We start from the raw sequence: 15,123 nt of genomic DNA, 5'->3' as shown, positions 1-15,123 counted from the left end.
AACCGTCTCGAACACTCAGACCACCGCCGCCTTCTGAGTGGCCATCAGTGGAGTGTCCGTTCGCACCACGCGCCGGAAGGCCGCCGTGCCGCGGTTCAGGTCGTGTCCGATGGCGGTCGCGTCGATCTCCGCGGACACCCACCGCTTGCCGTCCCCGTCGGGCGGGTCCTCCCGCACGCGCAGCCGCCCGTGCACCACCAGCGGTTCGCCGACCGATACGGAACCGGCGAGATTGACGGCGAGCACGCGCCGCGCCCACACCGTGTAGAAGCTGGTGGCCCCGTCCGTCCAGGCCTCCTTGCGCCGGTCGAAGTACCTCGGCGTCACCGCGAAGCGGAAGCGCGCCGACGGACCGTTCACCGTCTCCTTGTAGTCGACCTGCGTGGCCACACAGCCCACCAGCGTCACCTGGGTGTCGTTCATCCCGGCCGCCCTCCCCCGTCGTCCGTGCCCGTGCGGTCCATCCGTACGAGCTACGAGCCATGCTGGGGCAGGCCGCGGATCCCCGCTTCGGCCTGTGGATTACTGGCGGGTTGTGGACAACCGGCTCCCCCCTGCGGCCACCGTGGCGTACTGCTCCCGCACCTCCCGGTAGCGCAGCAGCTCCGCCGCCACCGGTTCCAGCACCCGGGCCCGCCCGCATCCGGCCGCCGCCTGCCGCAGCCTGCGCTCCGCGTCCTGCCCGTACCGGCGCGCCGGGCCCCGGGCGGCGATCGAGCAGGCCCATTCCACGAGGGGCCCGCCGATGATGCCCGCCACCATCAGCAGCACCGGCGGCAGCAGCTTCGGCTCCAGGACGCCGACGATCTGCCCGACCAGCCACAGCCCGCCGAAGATCTGCACGAGCGTCATGGCCGCCTGTCCCAGCACGGCGGCCGGCCACCATGTGGGCCGCGGCGGTTTGACGCTGGGCACCGCGACGGCCGCCCCGAGCGTCACCGCGATCTCGTCGAGCGCCTCCGGGAGCCGGTCGGCGCCGCGCACGGCGGTCTCCCGGACCGCCTGCGCCCACGGGTCGGGCAGGCCGGCCACCGCCTCGTCGGCGACCGCCCGTACGGCCTGTTCCACCCGCTGACGCGCGGTCACCTCCTCCTCTACCGGCGGCTGCGCGACCGTCTGGCCGCGGCTGCCGATGGCCGCCAGCGCGGCCAGGCCCGCCAGGGAGCGCGGGGCGCGCCGGCCCTCGTACCACCGCCACAGCCGCAGCCACGGCGTCCCGCAGGCCTTGCCCGCGTTGCGCCGCCAGGCGCGCTCGGCGGCGAGTCCGGCCGCGTACGCCCCGACGGCCTCGGCGAGGCGGTCCTCGAACTCGGCACGCGCCGCCTCGCCGATCTCCGGACCTGAGTGCCCGTCGGCGACGTAGAGCGGCCGCAGGCGCACGGCCGCGCGGTCGACGTCGGCGGAGATCCGCCGGGTGGCGGCGCCCCTCTCCTGGGTGAACTGTCCGAGGAGTTCGCGCAGTTCCCCGACGCCCTCCCCGGTCAGCGCGGAGAGCCCGAGGACCGTGGCGCCGGGCTCGCCGTGCTCGCCGAGCGCGATGCCGTCGTCGTCGAGGAGCCGGCGCAGGTCGTCCAGTACGAGGTCGGCGGCCTCGCCGGGCAGCCGGTCCATCTGGTTCAGCACGACGAAGGTCACCTCCGCGTGCCCGGCCAGCGGCCGCAGGTACCGCTCGTGCAGGACGGCGTCGGCGTACTTCTCCGGGTCCACCACCCACACCACGGCGTCGACCAGGGCCAGGACGCGGTCCACGTGGTCCCGGTGCGCGCCGACCGCCGAGTCCAGGTCGGGCAGGTCGACGAGGACCATCCCGCGCAGGGCCTCCGCCTCCGAGGTCTCGCGGGGGCGCCGGCGCAGCCGTCCCGGGATCTCCAGGCGGTCCAGCAGGCCGGCGGCCCCGTCCGACCAGCTGCACGCGATGGGCGCCGCGGTGGTCGGGCGGCGCAGCCCGGTCTCGGAGATCTGCACCCCGGCGAGCGAATTGAACAGTGTGGACTTGCCGCTTCCGGTGGCTCCGGCGATGGCGACGACCGTGTGCTGCGGAGAGAGGCCGCGGCGCGCCGCCGCCTCGTCGAGGACCCGCCCGGCCTCGGCGAGGGTCTTGCCGTCGAGCCTGGTCCGGGACAGTCCGACGAGCTGGCGCAGTGCGTCGAGGCGCAGGCGCAGGGCCTGCGCCTCGGGGCTGAGCGGGGGCGCGTGCGACTTGCCGCCGTCGCTGCCGGCGCCGGAGACGGCCCGTACGAGCGCGTCGTCGCCGATGTCCCGCTCGTCGGACCCGTCGGTCCCGTCGGCTCCGTCCTCCTCGATCCCGCCGGCGGCCCGGGGGCGCGAGCGCGCGATGAGTCCGTCGTCCCAGCGGTCGTCGGTGCGGTCGGTCAGGGCGGTCACCGCGTCACCTCTCCTTCTGCAGTACGGACAGCGCGGCGATCAGCTCGGCCTGTGGTTCCGGGCTCACTTCGAGCGCTTCGAGCGGGGCGAGCCGGCGGTCGCGCTCGGCGCGCAGCACCTGGTCGAGGTGGTCGCCGACGAGTTCGCCGCCCCGGTCGCGCAGCCGCAGGGCGGCCTGGGCGCCGATGCGTTCGGCGAGCTTCTCCCCCGCGGGCCGGGCGCGTTTGCCGCCGAGCAGGGCGGCGACGAGCAGGGCCGCGACGCCGTCGGGGTCGGGTGCGGGCTGCTTGTCGAGCTTGGCGACCTCTTCCTCGGCGAGTTCCTCCAGTACGCGCCGCCAGCGCCGTACGGCCATGCCGATGCGTTCCCCCGCTTCCCGGTCGGGCGCGGGCAGGGCCACCGCGCCGGCGGCGGGCTCGCGCCGCCAGGCCTCGGCGATCCGCTCGTCGGCGGCGGCGACGGCGCACTGGAGCAGTGCGGCGAGCGACTCGGCGAGGGAGTCGAGCAGTTCGTCGGCGCTCGTGTCGAGCGGGTAGCCGCGCCACCGGGTCAGCGCGTCCCCGGCCAGGACGGCGCCGTGGTCGAGGCGGCCCCGGACCCTCTTGCCCTCGCGCCGGTACGCGTCCTCGACGGCCGAGGTCAGCCGTACGGCGGCGGCGTGCTGGGCGGCGACGGCGGAGGCGAGTTCCGGCATGCGCCGGCCGAGGGAGTCCAGCGCGCCGAGCGCGGTCCGCCCGACGGCGTACTGCCGGGCGGCCGGGTCCTGGGCATGGTGGGCGAGCCAGGCGTAGAGCGGGGCGACGGCGCTGGCCGGCAGCAGCCCGCCCCCGCCCGCCGATTCGGGCAGTTCCGGCACGGTGAAGCGCGGTACCTCGCCCAGCCCGGCCTTGGTGAGCAGGGCCCCGTACTGCCGGGAGACCTCGGCGAGCACCTGGTGCGGGACCCGGTCGAGGACGGTGATGAGGGTGGCCTTGTACTGCTTGGCGGTGCGCAGCAGGTGCCAGGGGACGGCGTCGGCGTACCGCGAGGCGGTGGTGACCATCACCCAGACGTCGGCGGCGCAGATGAGTTCGGCGGCGAGCGTCCGGTTCTCGACCACGAGGGAGTCGATGTCGGGGGCGTCGAGGATGGCGAGTCCGCGGGGCAGGCTGGAGACGGTCTCGATGCGCATCTCGCGGGTGGCGTGGGTGGTGCCGTGGCCGCGGTCGCGGGGTCGGGCCCGTGACATGGCCGAGGGGCGTTCCTCCTCTTCGTGGGGCACCCAGACGCGCATCAGGTCGGGCAGCACGCGCATTCCGGCGAACCAGTGATGGTCGTCCGGATGGCAGACGAGCACCGGCGTGCGCGTGGTCGGGCGCAGCACCCCGGCTTCGCTGACCTGCCGTCCGACGAGGGAGTTGACGAGGGTGGACTTACCGGCCCCGGTGGACCCGCCGACGACGGCGAGCATCGGCGCCTCGGGCGCCTTCAGCCGGGGTACGAGGTAGTCGTCGAGCTGCGCGAGCAGCTCGGCTCTGGTCTGGCGGGCGCGCGGGGCGCCGGGCAGGGGCAGCGGCAGACGCACGGACGCGACCCGGTCGCGCAGGGCGGACAGGGCATCGAGCAGCTGAGGCCGAACATCCAAGGTCACCACATGCGAAGAATGCCCAATTTAGGACCATTTTTGAAGCTTATACGTCCTCTGCGCGCCGACCGCGACTCCAGTGGGACATTCTGGGCACGACGGACGAGTGGGGCGCAGGCATAACGAGTGCACAACACCAAGGGCGCCGCGGCGCAAAAGCGATGCGAGAATCGCACCTGCCTGCGATTATCGGGACCGCTTCACGGAACCTCCACATCGTGGCCCGCGAGTGAAGCAACCGGGACAAGGCGGCCGGAGCCCTATCCTTGATCCGGCACGGACCACAGCCCCACCCCCACCAGGGGCTCCAGGCCCACCACGGCCACCTTCCGGCCCCCGTAGCTCAGTGGATAGAGCAGGTGCCTTCTAAGCACTTGGCCGCAGGTTCGAGTCCTGCCGGGGGCACTCTTTCCGCACCACCCGAGCCCTCCCTTCGCGGAGGGCTTTCTTGCAGGTCAGGGCGGTTCGCCGGGGTCGGCTGGGTCGCCGGGCGGACCGGGCGCTCCTGCGGTGGGAAGGACACCCCCGGGGGCTCCGCGACGTCTGGGCGACCCCGGACGAAGGTGACCGGCCATGGCCAGGGAATCACCCATTCCGGGGGCGGTACCGCCGGGCCGCCGCACCCGCCGCGCCGGTTCCGCCGCGCGCCGCCCTGTGGCCGAGATGCGCAGCGGCCTCTTCGACTTCACCCCCGGCGGCGCGGTCGCCGACGCCAACACCTGGAACCCGTCCTGGGGCTGGGCCGCCGACGCGATCGTCTACGGCCGGTTGCCGACCGGGAAGACGCAGGAGCAGCGGCTCCGGACGCTGCCGACCGGCTTCCCCGGGATCCCCGATCTCCTACGGCCTCGGCATCCTCTACACCAACGGCTGGCTCGGCCACAACGGGGAGATACCCGGCTAGGAGTCCATCGCCACCCGACTCCCCGCCGAGAACGCCTCCCTCGTCGGGGACACGGGCACCTCCGTCGTCACCCCCGGCCACCTCTGGCCCGCCCCCGTGCCCACCGGACCGGAGTAGCGTGGATTTCGTGGCGTGGTTTTCCGACTCCCCATGGTTTGGGGGTGAATCGCCGTGCTGTTCAGCCATCGCACGGACGCAGGTGAGCGTCTCGCAGAAGCACTCCGTCACCTGCGGGGGGAGGATCCCGTCGTCCTGGGACTGCCCCGCGGCGGAGTCCCGGTGGCCTTCCAGGTGGCGCGGGCGCTCGGCGCCCCGCTCGACGTGATCGTGGTCTGCAAGCTCGGTGTCCCCTACCACCGCGAGCTGGGCTTCGGCGCCATCGGCGAGGGCGGCGTACGCGTCATCAGCGAGCGCATCGTCCGCGACAGCCGGGTCCGGCCGGAGGATCTCGCCGCGGTCGAGCACGCCGAGGAGGCCGAGCTGGCCCGGCGGGCGCGGAGGTTCCGCGGCGAGCGGCCGCGGGTGGCCCTCGCGGGCCGCACGGTGATCGTGGTGGACGACGGGATCGCCACCGGGGCCACGGCCGCGGCCGCCTGCGAGGTCGTACGGGCGCAGGGCGCGGCGCGGGTGGTGCTGGCCGTTCCCGTGGCCCCGCCGGACGCCGTCACCCGGCTGCGCACCGCGGCCGACGAAGTGGTGTGCCTGTCCACACCGCACGCCTTCCGCGCCGTCGGCGAGTGGTACGAGGACTTCTCCCAGACCCCCGACGAGGAGGTCGTCGCCCTGCTCGCGCGGGCAGCGGCCGGCCCCGGCCCCGGCCCCGGCGCGGACGTCCGGGCCGCCGCCGTCGAGGTGGACGCCGGCGGCCTCACCCTGGCCGGGGACCTCGCCCTGCCGGAGGGTGCCGGAGCGGTCGTGGTGTTCGCCCACGGCTCGGGCAGCAGCCGCCGCAGCCCGCGCAACCGCGCGGTGGCGGCGGAACTGAACCGGGCGCGGCTCGGCACCCTGCTCTTCGACCTGCTCACGCCCGCCGAGGAGGCCGACCGGGCCAACGTCTTCGCCATCGAGCCCCTGGCCGGCCGGCTCGCGGAGGCCACCCGCTGGCTGCGGCGCCGTGTGCCCCTGCCGATCGGCTACTTCGGGGCGAGCACCGGGGCCGCCGCGGCGCTGTGGGCGGCCGCGGAAGCCGCGGCCGGCGACGCGGACGCCGGGATCGGCGCCGTCGTCTCCCGCGGCGGCCGGCCCGACCTCGCCGGCCCCCGGCTGGCCGCCGTACGGGCCCCCACGCTCCTCGTCGTTGGGAGCCGGGACACGACCGTGCTCGACCTCAACCGCGGGGCCCAGCGCGCACTGCGCTGCGAGAACCGGCTGGAGATCGTCGCCGGAGCCACGCACCTGTTCGAGGAGCCGGGCGCCCTGGACGAGGTGGCGGCCCTGGCCCGGGACTGGTTCGCCCGGCACCTCGTCCGGTAGCGCCCCCGGCCGGGGGCCGCGTCAGCCGAAGCGGCCCTCGACGTAGTCCGCCGTGCGGGGGTCGGACGGGGTCGAGAACATGGCCGGGGTGGGGCCGTGTTCGACGATCTGGCCGGGGGTGCCCTGTTCCGCGAGGAAGAACGCGCACTGGTCGGAAACGCGGGCCGCCTGCTGCATGTTGTGGGTGACGATCACGATGGTGACCTCGTCGGCCAGGTCGCGGATGGTCTCCTCGATGCGCCGGGTCGAGGTCGGGTCCAGGGCGGAGCAGGGTTCGTCCATCAGCAGGATCCGGGGGCGGACCGCGAGGGAGCGGGCGATGCACAAGCGCTGCTGCTGGCCGCCCGAGAGGGCGCCGCCCGGCTGGCGCAGCCGGTCACGGACCTCCTTCCACAGGCCCGCCTTGCTGAGGCACTCCTCCACCAGGTCGTCCTTGACGGCGCCGGAGGCGCGGACCCCGGTGAGTTTCAGGCCCGCCGTGACGTTGTCGTAGACCGACATCGCCGGGAAGGGGTTCGGCTTCTGGAAGACCATGCCGATGCGCCGGCGGGCGTCCGTCAGCCGGCGCCCGCGCGCGTAGATGTCCTCGCCGTCCAGCAGGACCTCACCGGCGAGTTCGGCGCCCGGGATCAGCTCGTGCATGCGGTTCAGGATCCGCAGGAAGGTGGACTTCCCGCAGCCCGAGGGGCCGATCAGGGCGCTGACCTGGCCGCCGGGCATGGTCAGCGAGACCCGGTTGAGGACCTTGCGGCCGCCGAACCAGGCGGAGATCTCGCGGGCGCCGAGGGAGGAAGCATCCGCGGTGGTGGCCTGGGGCAGGGTGAGCGTCTCGGTCATGGGGGCCTCGATCACAGGAGGTTGGGCAGGAGCAGGGCGGCCTGGTCGGACACCACGAGGCCGAGGGCGGCCAGTACGGGGAAGCCGACCAGCCAGGTGTGGGCGCGGCCCCAGCGGACCCGGGCCCAGGCCAGGGCGGCCGCCGCGAGCAGCAGGGCCTGGCCCCAGAGGATCAGCGGGACCCAGGCCGAGGACTGGCCGGCCATCGGGGCCTCGTCGGCGGGCAGCCGGCCGGGGGTGCGCCCGCCGGACTGCTGGGCGGGCGAGACGAGTTCGGCGTCCACGTGGAGCACCCCGCCCGGCATGTACGGGGTGCCGTCCGCGGTCATCAGGGTCAGCAGGGCCGCGTCGCCCTTCGGCCCGGCGGGCTGCGGGTCGCCGGCGCGGCGGACGCCCAGCACCTTGTACTCGTGCTCGCCCTGGCCGGTGGTCACGGTGAAGGTCTCGCCCCGCTCCAGGTCGCCGATGTCGCCGAACGGGCCGCCGTAGCGCGCCTGGCGGCCCATCAGGATGCTGGTGCCGGGCTGGCCGGGGAGCACGGTGTCGCGGCGGTGTCCGGGACCCGAGGCCAGCACCTCTGCGGTGGTCGCCTCGCGGACGACCTCCCGTACGCCGATCTGCGGGATGGCCAGCAGGGCGACCGGCCTGCCGGCCTCCGTCGGCCCCACCGGGGCGGTGGCGTTGGCGAGTTCGTCGCGCAGCTGGGAGTAGCCCACGCGGCGGTCCCGCTCGTGGCGCAGGTGGCCGAGCGGGCCGACCTCGGCGACGAAGCCGAGGAGGAGCGCGCCGAGGATGGCCAGGGCGGCTCCGGCGGCCCACAGGCCGGGCCCCGCGGGCGGGGCGGGGCGCGCCGCCCGCTCCGCCGGAGCCTGCCAGGCTCCGGCGGGGTCGGGGCGCACGTCCACCGGCCCGGTGGAGGTGACGGTCATCTGTGCTTCTCCGTCGGTCAGTTGCCCGGGGCGCCGGAGGCGCCCGAGAAGGTCAGCAGGCCGCGGCGGCGGGCCCACCAGACGGCCGAGCCGCCGGTCAGCACCAGGCCCGCGGCGATCAGGGCGAGGGTGGTGGCGTCCGTTCCGGTGTTGGCCAGGCCGCCGCCGGAGCCCGAGCCGGAGCCGCCGGTGGTCGCGCTGCCCGCGGTGGTGCCGGCGGTGGTGCCCGCGCCGCCGGTGGTGACGTTGGTGGACAGGCCGAGGCCGGTGCCGCCGGTCGTGGTGGCCGTGGCGGTCGGGGTCGGGCTGCCGGAGGGGTCCGGGGTGGGGGTCGAGGTGGCGGTCGGGGTCGGAGTCGGGGTCGACGTCCGCGTGGGCGTCGGGGTGGACGTCGGGCTCTGCGTGGCCGTGGCCGTGGGCGTCGGCGTCGGCTCGCCGCCGCCCGGGTCCGTCGTCCGGTACTCGGTGTTCGACGTGAACCACATCGACCCGGTGAAGTCCCCGTACGTCTCGTTGCCGAAGGCCTTGCGGCACACCATGGTCAGGTCGTAGCGGCCCTCCAGGGTGGTGAAGCCCGCCTCGTTGGCGTAGTCGCGCATCGTCATCGTCAGCGGGACGGCGATGCCGCCCGAGGGCGCCTGCCCGTAAGTGGAGACCGGCGAGTTGCCCACCACGTTCTTGCCCTCGGCCGGGAAGCCCTTGCCGGTCACCTTCACCAGGATGTTGGTGGCGGGCGCCGGGCAGGCCGCCGAGGTGGCGAGGCACGGCGAAGACGATCGCGACGGCCCCGATGAGGACGGTGCCGGGCAGCACGGCCGCGATGCCGAAGTGACGGGAGTCCGGCTCCCACGCGGAGGTGGTGAGGAAGGCCGGGCCGGCGTCGCGCAGCGCTTCCAGGGCGCGGCCGCCGAGGAAGACGCCGACCAGGGTCATGACGAGGAGGACCAGGGTGCCGGCCCCGCGGGCGGAGCCGCGGAAGATCCGGTCGGCCGGGTCCCCGCCCTTGGCGAGGGGGCGCGGCGCGTCGCCCCGGTCGGCGGGGTCGGGCGCGTCGACGACGGTGGTGGTCGCGGTGGTCACAGCAGGCCTCCCCCGCGGACGGCCAGCCCCGGCGCGTCTCCGGCGCCCGGCAGGCGCAGGCCGCGCAGCCGCCGGGTGTAGGTGACCCCGGAGGCGACCTGCGCCTCGGCGGCGGCGGACAGGAACAGCTGGAGGCTGTGCCGGCACTCGCGCTGGCGGCGGAAGGTGCGTACGGCCACCGCCACGCAGTGCTCGTCGCGGGTGAGCTGCCAGGTCCAGGCGCCGGTGCCGGCGACCGCGGCGGTGCCGGGTCCGGCAGCGGTGCGGCTTCCGGCGCCGGTTCCGCTTCCCGTGCCGGTGCCGGTGCCGGCATGTGTGCCGGTTGCGGTGTGGGCGCGGGTGCCCGTGCCGGGGGACATCACGACGAGCGCGGTGACCCGGTCGGCCTCCGCGCGGAGCCGCTGCACGGCGGCGCAGCAGGCCGTGAGGCTGCTGCGCACGTGCGGACTGCGGCCGAGCTCGTGGTCGTTGGCGCCGACGAGCCGCCAGGTCACGGCCTCGGGACCGCTGCCCTTGGCGCCCTGGTCCGAACCGCGTGCCGGCGACTGACGTCGTGCGACGTCCACCCACGACACGAACAGAAAACGTGGCCGAGACATCGGTCCGCCCCCCTTCCCCACAAGCCGTGCATGGCCGGAAATCGGCCACCCACCCATGGTCGCGGGCATGACAATCCACGGGGCGTAGGGCTGGGGGGGGCACACGGATTGGTGAAGCAGAAACGGAGACCATGTGAACGAGAAGAGGAGGCGCACGCGCCGTCCCGGCGATTGCGCGCCCGGCCTGCGGGTCACGCGGTCCCCTTGTGATCCCTGGGGGAAACCCCGGAGATCCCTACGAGATCCCGAGGAGCCTGACCGCCTGGTAGTACGTCCAGGCGGTGCCCTCGCAGGAGCTCTTGCGACTTCCCGCGTACTGGGCGCACACCCGCTTCATGTCCGCGTGGAACGCCTGGTCCACTCGGGCCTTGGCGGCCGGAAACAGACCTGCCGCCCGGTGGTTGCGGTAGCCGAAGTCGTGACGGGCGCAGGCCTCGGCGAAGGGGAAGCCGAAGGGGTTGTCCGGCGAGGACGTGCACTGGTCGGTCGACCAGTCGAAGCCGTACGCCGCCCACGCGTCCCGGTGCTCGCGCGCGTCGGCCCACGCGTGGTAACTCGCGGCGCTGGGCTGCGTCCAGCGGCTCAGCATCAGTGGTTTGTCGGCCGGGACCTCCGGCGCGGCCCAGGCGGCCGGCGCGAGGGCGAGCACCGCGGTGGCGGCGGCGGTGGCGAGGGCGGGGACGAGGCGGCGACGGCGCATGGAAGGTCCTCGGGGCCGGGGCGGACGGATCACCTCCGGCCAACTCCCGCGGACGCCGCCCGGTTACTGCGCACCGGCCCGGCCCGAACCGGTGCCCCTCCCAGGTATGAGACCGGATAAGACTTCCGGCCCACGTGCGGTTCGTCCTGCGGAGGGACGCGCGCGGGGCACCTCCCGGACGAGACTGGACGGTATGAACCGCCGCCCGCTCGTCGTCGCCGCCGCCACGGTGGGAGTCCTCGCCACCGCGGCCTTCGCCCTGCCCAACCTGCCGCCCAACCCCGTGACCGACACGATCGAACAGCGGGTGTACAAGGAGAAGGGCCGGCGGTTCGCGACCGCCGCCGAGGCGCCCGTGCGCGCGAAGTCCGGGTTCGCGCTGCCGTCCTGGATACCCAAGGACGCCACCGACGTCCGCATACGGATGCGTACCAACGGTGAGGCCAGGATGATCCGGTTCACCCTCGGCGCGACACCGCTCGACGGCCCGCAGTGCAGCGCGGGCGCGCCGAAGCAGCTGAGCGCCCCGGACCTGCACGCCAAGTGGTGGCCGGGCAGCCTCCGGGCCGAGGTGCGGACCGAGTGCCGGGACGCCCACCAGTACCAGGTCGCGGTGCGCGGCAAGCGCGTCTACGCCTGGACCGACGGCACCCCGTCCCCGGCCCGGGGGAACTAGCCTCCGCCCGCGCGGACTTCACGGCTCCGCAGGAGACGGCCCAGCAGGGAGCGCCGCCCCGCCGGCAGCGGATGCGTGGCACTCGCCGTGAAGTGGGCCGGCGAGGTGGCCCCGAGCCCGTGCACGTACACCCGGGCCGGCTCCTCCCCCCGGCAGCTCGACCCAGCGGATCCGGTCCTCCTCCGGAGTGACGACGGCACTTCTCACGAGGCTCCCCCTCAATCGGTCATCGACGGAAGGGCAACGCCAGGCCGTCTCCTTCGGATCCGGCCCGTCCGGGCGCCGGGACCGGGCAGGTTCACCGGGTCGCGGAGCCGGCCGGTGCCGCGGCCGTCCGGTCGGGAGTTTCCCGCCGCCCGCCGCGCCGCGCCGGACTTCCGCCCACCAGCCGTCATGCGCGCATTATCGTGGCCGCCATGGACATCCGCCGGGCCCTCACCCCCGCCGAGCTCTCCGCCGCAGAATCCCTCCTCGACGGGCCCGCCCGCGAGGAGTGGTCCGAACGGTTCCTCGCCGCCCCCGGGCACGTGATGCTCATCGCCTACGTCGACGACGTGCCCGCGGGGATGGTCTCCGGCATCGAGATGAGCCACCCCGACAAGGGCACCGAGATGTGCCTGTACGAGCTGTCCGTGGACGAGGGGTACCGCCGCCGCGGGATCGGCCGCGCCCTGACCCGGGCCCTCGCCGACGAGGCGAAGGCCCGCGGCTGTTACGGCATGTGGGTGGGGGTCGACACCGACAACGAGGCCGCCCTGGCCACCTACGACGCCGCCGGAGCCTGCGACGAGGGCGTCTTCGCGATGCGTGGCTGGCCCCTCACCCCGTAGCCCGCGCGGCGGCGTGTCGTGCGCCCACTCGGCGCACCCTCCGCGCGCCCGCGCCGCCGCTCGCCGAGCATCGGCCGCATGACCGTCTTCGCCCCGCTCCTCCCCGCCGCCGTCGCGCTCCTCGCGGCGGCCACCACGGCCGCCGCCCTGCCTCCGCTCCCGGCCTCCGCTGCCTCCGCCTCCGCCGAAGCCCCCGTCGCCCCCTACGTCGTCGTCCTCAAGGACACCAGCTCGCGTGCGCCGGCCGGCGCCCTGGCCGCCGAGGCCGCGGACTCCGGCGACGAGGTCGGGCCCCTCTACGAGGCCGCCCTCAACGGCTTCGCCGTCCGTACCACCGCCGCCCGGGCCGCCACCCTGGCCGCCGACCCCCGGGTGGCCTCCGTGGAGCCGGACGCGGAATTCCACACCAGCGCCACCACCACCTCCGTCACCTCCGCCGACACCCTCGACACCCCCGACACCCCCGGCACGCCGGGCACGCCGGGCACGCAGCCGCAGGCCCAGGCGTCCGCGCCCTGGCCGCTGGACCGCATCGACCAGCGCGAGCTCCCGCTCGACGGCTCGTACACGTACCCCACCAGGGCCGAGGGCGTCACCGTCTACATCGTCGACACCGGGATCAACACCCTCCACCAGGAGTTCGGCGGCCGCGCCCGATTCGGCTACAACGCGGTGTTCCTCGGGAGCTCCCGCGACTGCAACGGGCACGGCACGCACGTGGCGGCGACCGTGGGCGGGGAGACGTACGGGGTCGCGAAGGGGGTCTCGCTCGTCGGGGTGAAGGTGGCCGACTGCCGCGGTTCCGGAAGCCTGTCGGCCATCCTCAAGGGCCTCGACTGGGTGGTGAAGGACGCGGCGAAGGCCCCGGGCACCCCGGCGGTGGCCAACTTGAGCATGGGCGGCACCCCCAGCCACGCCCTCGACGCGGCGGTGATCCGGGCCGTGGCCTCCGGGATCACCTTCACCGTGGCCGCGGGCAACGACCGCAAGGACGCCTGCGCGGGCTCCCCCGCCCGCGTCCCGCAGGCGCTCACGGTCGGCGCGACCGACGCGGCGGACCGGCACGCTCGGTTCTCCAGCCACGGCCCCTGCGTGGACCTCTCGGCCCCGGGCGTCGGTGTCACCTCGGCATGGAAGGACTCCGCCACCGCCACCACGCGCGCCTCCGGCACCTCGATGGCCGCCCCGCACGTGGCGGGGGTCGCCGCGCTCGTCCTGGCGCGCGGTACGGCACGCACTCCCGCCCAGGTGTCCGAGGCGCTGCTGCACGGCGCCGTGCCCGACCGGATCACCGGGCTCCCGGCCGGCACCCCGAACCGGCTGCTCCACCTCCCCACCGACCGCTAGGCCGTCTCTTTCGGATCTCGCCTGACACGCAAGATCCGAAAGAGACGACCTGGACCCCCGCTCACCCCGCGTACCCCGCACACCCCGCGCAGCCGACGCACCCCGACCAGTCGGTATCCGATGGGCCATCGGACTCTCCCTGATGGCCCATCAATTTCTGTGTGCTTCGGGCGAAAGCAAGTCATTGACTTCTCATCACCGCGACGCGTCAATATCGGCCACCGCACCGGCTCGGCCTCCCCCACACAGCGGGTGGGGGGAGGGGTTCGTCATGACGAAGGAGTCGCGACCCAGTGAGTACGAGAACGCTCAGACGAAGAGTGCTGGCCGGGGCGGGAGCCCTGTCTCTGGCCCTGACGGGCGGCGTGGTGGGCCTGGCAGGCTCCGCGCAGGCCGCGACGAAGACCACCGCCGTCTTCGAGAACTGCGACGCCCCGGCGCCGCAGCCGGACGGCTCGGGCAACCAGAACTGGACGGTCACCCTGCCCGACGGAGCCAAGGCCGGCGACGTCGTCCCGATCACGATCGACCCGGGCGCGAGCCCGCTGATCCCCGGGTTCTCCGTCACCACGGTGAACACCTCCAAGATCACCCTCAAGGTCGGCACGACCACCCAGGTGGTCACCAGCCCGCCCGAGACCGTCAGCGTCGTGGCCGGGCAGCCGCTCGACCCGAAGGCCTTCTCCGGAACGATCAGGATTCCGGACGGCACCGAGGGCACCACGGTCAACGTCGCGCTCGACCTCGCGGTGACCGACGCTGACCTCTCCGGTTCGGTCTTCACCACCACCTGCACCCCGGCGCCCCGCCCGAGCGCCTCGCTCGGCTCGGTCGCGGTCGAGGCCCTGCCCAAGGACCCGATCACGACGAAGCTGACGCCCAACAGCGGCCCGGCGGGCCAGGAGGTCGTCGTCAGCGGCGCCAACATGCCGCCCGGCGCCGTCACCTGCTCCGCCCTGCTCGCGGGCACGCCGACCGGTGACAACGGCACCGGCACGGCGGACGCCGCCGGCGTGGCCACCTGCACCCTCACGGTCACCAAGAAGGCCGACACGATCAAGATCAACGGTGCGACCACCTCCAAGCCGTTCGTGTTCGTGGAGGAGCAGGCCGGCGTCAAGAACCCGGTCGACGTCGAGGTCCTCCCCGGACCGCTGGCCCTCGGTCCGAAGGACGGCCAGCCGGCCGTCAGCTTCGGCTCGGTCACCATCAACGGCAAGGCCCAGTCGGTGGTCGGCGTCTTCAACGCCGCGACCGTCCAGGACTTCCGCGGCGGCTCGCTCGGCTGGGACGTGACGGCGACGCGTACGCCGTTCCTGAACCAGGCCACCGGCCACTCGATGGCGAAGGCGCAGATCGGCATCCAGCCGTCCTGCACCGTGACCAACCCGGACAGCCCGAGCACCTGCACCGCGGGCACGCCCGGCGCGATCTCCGACGTCCCGATGAAGGTGGCCTCCCAGGCCGCCGGCGGGGACGAGCTGACCGGCGGTGAGTTCGCCGTCGGCGGCGCCGGGATGATCCAGCTCCCGCCGTTCATGTTCGCCGACACCTACCAGACGGTCGTGACCTTCTCGATCGCCTGACCCGTACGACTCGCTCCACCAGGGTGGTGGGGGGGGGCGGGGGGGGGCCCCCCCCCCCCCCCCCCCCCCCCCCCCGAAAACCCCCCCCAACCACCCCCCCCCCCCCCCCCCCCCCCCCCCCCCCCCCCCCCCCCCCCCCCCCCCCCCCCCTCT

13 protein-coding genes, 1 tRNA gene and 1 pseudogene are annotated in these 15,123 nt (G+C 74.6%); 6 read left to right on the top strand and 9 right to left on the bottom strand.

What is annotated here, in order from left to right; all coding sequences use genetic code 11:
* Positions 1-15: 15 nt before the first annotated feature.
* The 3 genes from ACZ4VT_RS34175 to ACZ4VT_RS34165 form a co-directional block, all read right to left on the bottom strand.
* Positions 16-423, bottom strand: coding sequence for a single-stranded DNA-binding protein (locus ACZ4VT_RS34175; RefSeq protein WP_362808713.1), 408 nt, complete (start codon positions 421-423; stop codon positions 16-18).
* A 99-nt stretch (positions 424-522) separates the two neighbouring features.
* Complete coding sequence (locus ACZ4VT_RS34170; RefSeq protein ID WP_467955282.1) at positions 523-2,385, bottom strand: GTPase; 1,863 nt, start codon at positions 2,383-2,385, stop codon at positions 523-525.
* A gap of 4 nt (positions 2,386-2,389) precedes the next feature.
* The gene (locus ACZ4VT_RS34165) at positions 2,390-4,009 is read right to left on the bottom strand and encodes a dynamin family protein (protein ID WP_467955281.1); all 1,620 of its coding nucleotides are present in this window, start codon (positions 4,007-4,009) and stop codon (positions 2,390-2,392) included.
* Positions 4,010-4,341: 332 nt separating this feature from the next.
* Between ACZ4VT_RS34165 and ACZ4VT_RS34160 the strand changes: the two genes are divergently transcribed.
* Positions 4,342-4,414: transfer RNA gene (locus ACZ4VT_RS34160), tRNA-Arg, on the top strand.
* A 670-nt stretch (positions 4,415-5,084) separates the two neighbouring features.
* Entirely contained in the window at positions 5,085-6,386 is a 1,302-nt protein-coding gene (locus tag ACZ4VT_RS34155; RefSeq protein ID WP_467955280.1) for a phosphoribosyltransferase family protein, read from the top strand.
* Positions 6,387-6,407: 21 nt separating this feature from the next.
* On the opposite strand, the gene ACZ4VT_RS34150 is transcribed toward ACZ4VT_RS34155, so the two are convergent.
* From ACZ4VT_RS34150 to ACZ4VT_RS34130, 5 genes are all read right to left on the bottom strand, one after another.
* Positions 6,408-7,223, bottom strand: coding sequence for a phosphate ABC transporter ATP-binding protein (locus ACZ4VT_RS34150; protein ID WP_467955279.1), 816 nt, complete (start codon positions 7,221-7,223; stop codon positions 6,408-6,410).
* 11 nt (positions 7,224-7,234) lie between these two features.
* Positions 7,235-8,152 carry a sortase gene (locus tag ACZ4VT_RS34145; RefSeq protein WP_467955278.1) on the bottom strand — a complete coding sequence of 306 codons (918 nt, stop codon included), beginning with the start codon at positions 8,150-8,152 and terminating at the stop codon, positions 7,235-7,237.
* 17 nt (positions 8,153-8,169) lie between these two features.
* Complete coding sequence (locus ACZ4VT_RS34140; protein ID WP_467955277.1) at positions 8,170-8,862, bottom strand: LPXTG cell wall anchor domain-containing protein; 693 nt, start codon at positions 8,860-8,862, stop codon at positions 8,170-8,172.
* A 366-nt stretch (positions 8,863-9,228) separates the two neighbouring features.
* Entirely contained in the window at positions 9,229-9,798 is a 570-nt protein-coding gene (locus tag ACZ4VT_RS34135) for a hypothetical protein (protein WP_467955276.1), read from the bottom strand.
* Between the two features lie 268 nt (positions 9,799-10,066).
* Positions 10,067-10,531 carry a phospholipase gene (locus ACZ4VT_RS34130; RefSeq protein WP_467955275.1) on the bottom strand — a complete coding sequence of 155 codons (465 nt, stop codon included), beginning with the start codon at positions 10,529-10,531 and terminating at the stop codon, positions 10,067-10,069.
* Positions 10,532-10,724: 193 nt separating this feature from the next.
* On the opposite strand from ACZ4VT_RS34130, the gene ACZ4VT_RS34125 reads away from it, so the two are divergent.
* Positions 10,725-11,207, top strand: a complete 483-nt coding sequence (locus ACZ4VT_RS34125; protein ID WP_467955274.1) for a hypothetical protein — start codon at positions 10,725-10,727, stop codon at positions 11,205-11,207.
* Between the two features lie 29 nt (positions 11,208-11,236).
* Here ACZ4VT_RS34125 and ACZ4VT_RS34120 read toward each other — a convergent pair.
* Positions 11,237-11,414 (bottom strand): annotated as a pseudogene (locus tag ACZ4VT_RS34120) (alpha/beta fold hydrolase); the annotation flags it as partial.
* A 209-nt stretch (positions 11,415-11,623) separates the two neighbouring features.
* Between ACZ4VT_RS34120 and ACZ4VT_RS34115 the strand changes: the two are divergent.
* From ACZ4VT_RS34115 to ACZ4VT_RS34105, 3 genes are all read left to right on the top strand, one after another.
* On the top strand, positions 11,624-12,037 hold the full coding sequence (locus ACZ4VT_RS34115) for a GNAT family N-acetyltransferase (RefSeq protein WP_467955273.1): 414 nt from the start codon (positions 11,624-11,626) through the stop codon (positions 12,035-12,037).
* Positions 12,038-12,115: 78 nt separating this feature from the next.
* Complete coding sequence (locus tag ACZ4VT_RS34110) at positions 12,116-13,384, top strand: S8 family peptidase (RefSeq protein ID WP_467955272.1); 1,269 nt, start codon at positions 12,116-12,118, stop codon at positions 13,382-13,384.
* Positions 13,385-13,677: 293 nt separating this feature from the next.
* A complete protein-coding gene (locus ACZ4VT_RS34105) occupies positions 13,678-14,970 on the top strand; it encodes a hypothetical protein (RefSeq protein WP_467955271.1) in 1,293 nt (430 codons plus the stop codon).
* Positions 14,971-15,123: the final 153 nt, after the last annotated feature.

The organism is Streptomyces sp. NPDC029164 (assembly GCF_055563995.1).
Note: the sequence above shows the minus strand (reverse complement) of the source record. Positions and strands in the feature narration are given on the sequence as shown.

Excerpts from the sequence above, each read along its gene's own strand:
- ACZ4VT_RS34175 (WP_362808713.1), bottom strand. The coding sequence starts at position 423 with ATGAACGACACCCAGGTGACGCTGGTGGGCTGTGTGGCCACGCAGGTC.
- ACZ4VT_RS34150 (WP_467955279.1), bottom strand. The coding sequence starts at position 7,223 with ATGACCGAGACGCTCACCCTGCCCCAGGCCACCACCGCGGATGCTTCC.
- ACZ4VT_RS34145 (WP_467955278.1), bottom strand. The coding sequence starts at position 8,152 with ATGACCGTCACCTCCACCGGGCCGGTGGACGTGCGCCCCGACCCCGCC.
- ACZ4VT_RS34130 (WP_467955275.1), bottom strand. The coding sequence starts at position 10,531 with ATGCGCCGTCGCCGCCTCGTCCCCGCCCTCGCCACCGCCGCCGCCACC.
- ACZ4VT_RS34125 (WP_467955274.1), top strand. The coding sequence starts at position 10,725 with ATGAACCGCCGCCCGCTCGTCGTCGCCGCCGCCACGGTGGGAGTCCTC.
- ACZ4VT_RS34115 (WP_467955273.1), top strand. The coding sequence starts at position 11,624 with ATGGACATCCGCCGGGCCCTCACCCCCGCCGAGCTCTCCGCCGCAGAA.
- ACZ4VT_RS34110 (WP_467955272.1), top strand. The coding sequence starts at position 12,116 with ATGACCGTCTTCGCCCCGCTCCTCCCCGCCGCCGTCGCGCTCCTCGCG.